Source organism: Streptomyces atratus, from assembly GCF_014648655.1.
In the GTDB taxonomy this organism is placed as follows: Bacteria; Actinomycetota; Actinomycetes; order Streptomycetales; family Streptomycetaceae; genus Streptomyces; species Streptomyces atratus.
Map to the genome: position 1 here is coordinate 846 of NZ_BMRN01000015.1, position 417 is coordinate 1,262.

A 417-nucleotide genomic window follows, 5' to 3' on the forward strand; every position below is an offset into this window, starting at 1 on the left:
CACCACCGAACGCCCCTCCCTCGAAACAGAGTTCACCCCACCCCTCCCCGGAACCGAAGAAGCCCTCGCCACCATCTGGGCCGACATCCTCGGCGTCGACCGCATCGGCCGCCACGACAACTTCTTCGACCTCGGCGGCGACTCCATCCGCAGCATCCAGATACTCGGCCGAGCCCGCGACAACGGACTCACCTTCCACCTCCAAGACCTCTTCCACCACCCCACACTCGCCGACCTCGCCACCACAACAACCACAACACAACCCACCACCACACCACCCACCACCACCCAGCCCTTCTCCCTCCTCACACCTCACGACCGCAACCACCTCCCCCACCACCTCGACGACGCCTACCCCATGGCCGAACTCCAGATCGGCATGGTCTACGAAATGCAACGCGACCCCGATCGCAACCC

Annotated in this window: 1 protein-coding gene; it reads left to right on the plus strand. The window is 64.7% G+C overall.

Annotated features, from left to right (window positions below):
• Positions 1-417: phosphopantetheine-binding protein (locus IEZ15_RS44335; RefSeq protein WP_194535968.1), on the plus strand; the 417-nt coding region annotated here is incomplete at both ends.